The organism is Chitinivorax sp. B (assembly GCF_005503445.1).
GTDB lineage: Bacteria > Pseudomonadota > Gammaproteobacteria > Burkholderiales > SCOH01 > Chitinivorax.
This window is the reverse complement of record NZ_SCOH01000116.1, coordinates 1-2,909: the sequence shown is the minus strand read 5'-3', so window position 1 is coordinate 2,909 and position 2,909 is coordinate 1. Positions and strand designations below refer to the sequence as shown.

At 51.3% G+C, this 2,909-nt stretch carries 3 protein-coding genes; 2 read left to right on the top strand and 1 reads right to left on the bottom strand.

Translation table 11 applies throughout. The features are described 5' to 3' along the window. Positions 1-225: 225 nt before the first annotated feature. A complete protein-coding gene (locus FFS57_RS24520; protein ID WP_137940450.1) occupies positions 226-681 on the top strand; it encodes a hypothetical protein in 456 nt (151 codons plus the stop codon). 425 nt (positions 682-1,106) lie between these two features. Then, entirely contained in the window at positions 1,107-1,334 is a 228-nt protein-coding gene (locus FFS57_RS24515) for a hypothetical protein (RefSeq protein ID WP_137940449.1), read from the top strand. A 289-nt stretch (positions 1,335-1,623) separates the two neighbouring features. Here the strand turns inward: FFS57_RS24515 and FFS57_RS24510 are convergent, their stop codons facing one another. Further along, the gene (locus tag FFS57_RS24510) at positions 1,624-2,835 is read right to left on the bottom strand and encodes an RICIN domain-containing protein (protein WP_171014203.1); all 1,212 of its coding nucleotides are present in this window, start codon (positions 2,833-2,835) and stop codon (positions 1,624-1,626) included. Between the last annotated feature and the right edge of the window lie 74 nt (positions 2,836-2,909).

Here is a 2,909-nt window from a genome sequence, read left to right as displayed (position 1 = left end):
GTTCAGGGCAGGGCGGGATCGAACTTTCATTTGGCATGGAAGTTAGGCTCGCGATGAATCGCCGAGTTGGGGAAAGCGCCCAAAACCCCCAGCTGATTTATGCTAAAAGCGTACTTTCACTGGTAAAAATGTGCTTGCCCTACACAAAAGCTCACATGCTAGGCATGCGAAAGCCATAGTTTAGGATGCCATTGGCAAGTTCGATCCCGCCCTGAGAGGATGACTATGCAGACCTATCCTAATGGGCTTGATTGTGTTTGGCTGGCGACTGATCGTAACGGGCATCTTGGAGCATTTGTTACAGGTGGTATCGGACCGATCCCTAAGTCTGTATTGAGTAGCGCATCAGTTTCTATCGAAAATATTGAGGAAATGGTGTGTGCGTTACCTCAAGTTTCTGATGTTCGCCTTCTTGTTAAGATGAAACGGCCTGACGATTTCGTCGAAATGGCACAGCGTGGATTATTCGTATACGACTGGTGCGACGTGCATCGCACAGCGAGCGAATTTACTCACGCCTATGAACCTATCGCGGTGCCATTGAATCCAATTTCGGCAAATCTGCTGCCAGAGGTTCTTATGAAAGTCGCCTTAGCTACTAAGCTAATCAATGTTGCCTTTGTTGAAATGCAAGTTTTAAATATCGCTGCCGTGCTCGAATGCTGTGACGCAAACCATTGATTAAGTTTGATTAAGCAACCAAAGGAAATCCCCGAGTTTTGCCAGGGGAAGCCTTTTGGATGATTATCAGAGTGATTGATCTATCGCCGGCCAGTCTTGTGCGGCTGGCCGCGGCCGGTTCAGACCTAGTCCTTCAGGGTGAACCGGTCAGGCTGGTTCAGCCCCGTTAGCGAACTTGAGATAAAGTCATCCCCCTTGCCCGTCCTAGCCGGGCTTGCTTGTTTTAGTTGCCGGCCTGCCGACTGAAATGGTCGGCAGTGCGCGTTAAAATCAATCTCTCCAGTACCGTCTTGGTGGTCTGTAACGCCGGTCTGACCCAAAGAATCCCGCATGGGGCATGGTTTTGTTGAACCAACTGCACTGATGCCGTTTGATCTCTACCAACAGGCTATTGGGAGTACCAGGCAGAAATGGAGAATTGGGCAATGAGTGAACTACGTCGAGATCTAAGTTATGCAATGGATGCAGTAAATCCAGCTCTTTGCCTTCGTACCTTAATCGAAGGACAAATTAGTAAAGGTGTGAGTAAGGAGGTGATTCGTAATGAACTTGAATCACTTCGAAAGGGGTCAAGCGATTTAGAAGAAGATGTAATCTTAGAAGTCTTGGACTTTTTAGACGGGTGGTGTAACTCATCTCTTCATATTAAGTAGTAATCAGTTTGCAAGTGATTGCTTGCTGCATTGTAGTCATGGGCGATAATGCCCATGACCGTGCCCTCTGTTACAAAACCAAGGGCAACTGGCGATCAAGACCAGCTATGGCAATCCGATCCAGTTCGTCTACGACGAGGCCGGCCACCTGCTGGCGGAACACGCCGACCCGGCCACGCAAAGCCCGACCCAGGATCACCTCTGGCTGGGCGACACCCTGAGCGCCGCAGAGCCTGGCTGATGATCACATCGAGCCAGGAGCAATCGGCTGGCGGTTATGGTGTGGGATTTAGCGGCAGTTGCTGTCGGGTTTGTTACCCGCTGTTATTCCGAAATTAGCGAACCTGACCTGGTCTTCAGTTTGATTCAACATGTCGGAATGGCCACGATAGATGCCCCATTTGGGGCGCACATATTCTGCGCCGGTTCGCCACATTGGTAACGATAGCTTGCCAGTTTGCATGATGGTGCTGCCATCGGGTTTCTTGACGGTTACCGCATAGCTGCCGCGTTCCCCATAGGTGATCTGTTCGGTCACATCCAGCCAGATACCCTTGATGCCAATCATGCTGACACGTTTGATTTTGGTGGTTTTGTCTGCGTCATCGACATGCTGCAATTCCAGCCAGTCATTTGGGTTGCCGGCCCGCCCAGTCAGGGTAATGATGGGGGTGCCGTCACTTCCGCCTTTGGCCTTGATCTGGTGCAGGTGGGTAAATCGGTTGGAAAACTTCATTGCCGGGTCGATCTTGAAGCGCCAGGTATAGGTAAAGGTGCTGCCGTTTTTGGCCTTCAACCAGTCTGCAGAACCAGGGCCGACTTTGACCTCAATACGGGAACGATCTGCCTGGTTGTTATCCCGGTCGCCATCGATGGGTTCGTGTGCCAAGAATACGAAATGGGTACCCACCTGATTGTCGCTGGCTTCCTTGATGTGGGGAATCGGCGGATTGTGGGCGTTGTCGGGTGCTTCTACGGTGTCGTTGCCTAATTGGTTACGGAGCAGCGTATAGGCATCTTTGCCATTGGGGCCGTCTGAATTGACACACAGGGTATTGCCAATGCGGCCATTTGGGCCGGGTTTGGATGCCGGGCTGGCGGTATGGGTCAGGAGGAAGCGCTGGCTGGCTTGGCCGTGGCAATTGTTCTGAACCAGTTGTGTGCCGTCAGTTGTGCCATTGGCCTCCACACATAAGCCGCTATGTACCGCTTTGATCTGGTAGCCATCTGCCTGTTTCTTGAACACAAACTGCTGATGCTGCCCGCCGTTCTCGACCCACTGTACCAGGAGGGTACCAGGAGTGGTTTTGCGGTCACTGACATCCCACACTTTACTGCTGTTTGCGTTGCTCAGGCGATAAATGCCATTGCTGATGGCGGAGATATCGAATTGCTGTGCTGCCGTGTTGTTACATGCCCATTGTTGAACTTTGACCCCATTGGCCGTTCCGGCGGAGGCAATGTCAACGCATTTGCCAGAGCTGGCAAATGCCCTGTCCATTATACACATCTGACGCTGCCGACGATCTTACGCGTGTAGATCTCCTCTTTAGCAGTCTATTTCAAAAATAAAAA

What these genes read in the sequence shown, in the direction of transcription:
- FFS57_RS24510 (WP_171014203.1), bottom strand. Translation starts at nt 2,835, where the DNA reads ATGGACAGGGCATTTGCCAGCTCTGGCAAATGCGTTGACATTGCCTCC.
- FFS57_RS24515 (WP_137940449.1), top strand. Translation starts at nt 1,107, where the DNA reads ATGAGTGAACTACGTCGAGATCTAAGTTATGCAATGGATGCAGTAAAT.
- FFS57_RS24520 (WP_137940450.1), top strand. Translation starts at nt 226, where the DNA reads ATGCAGACCTATCCTAATGGGCTTGATTGTGTTTGGCTGGCGACTGAT.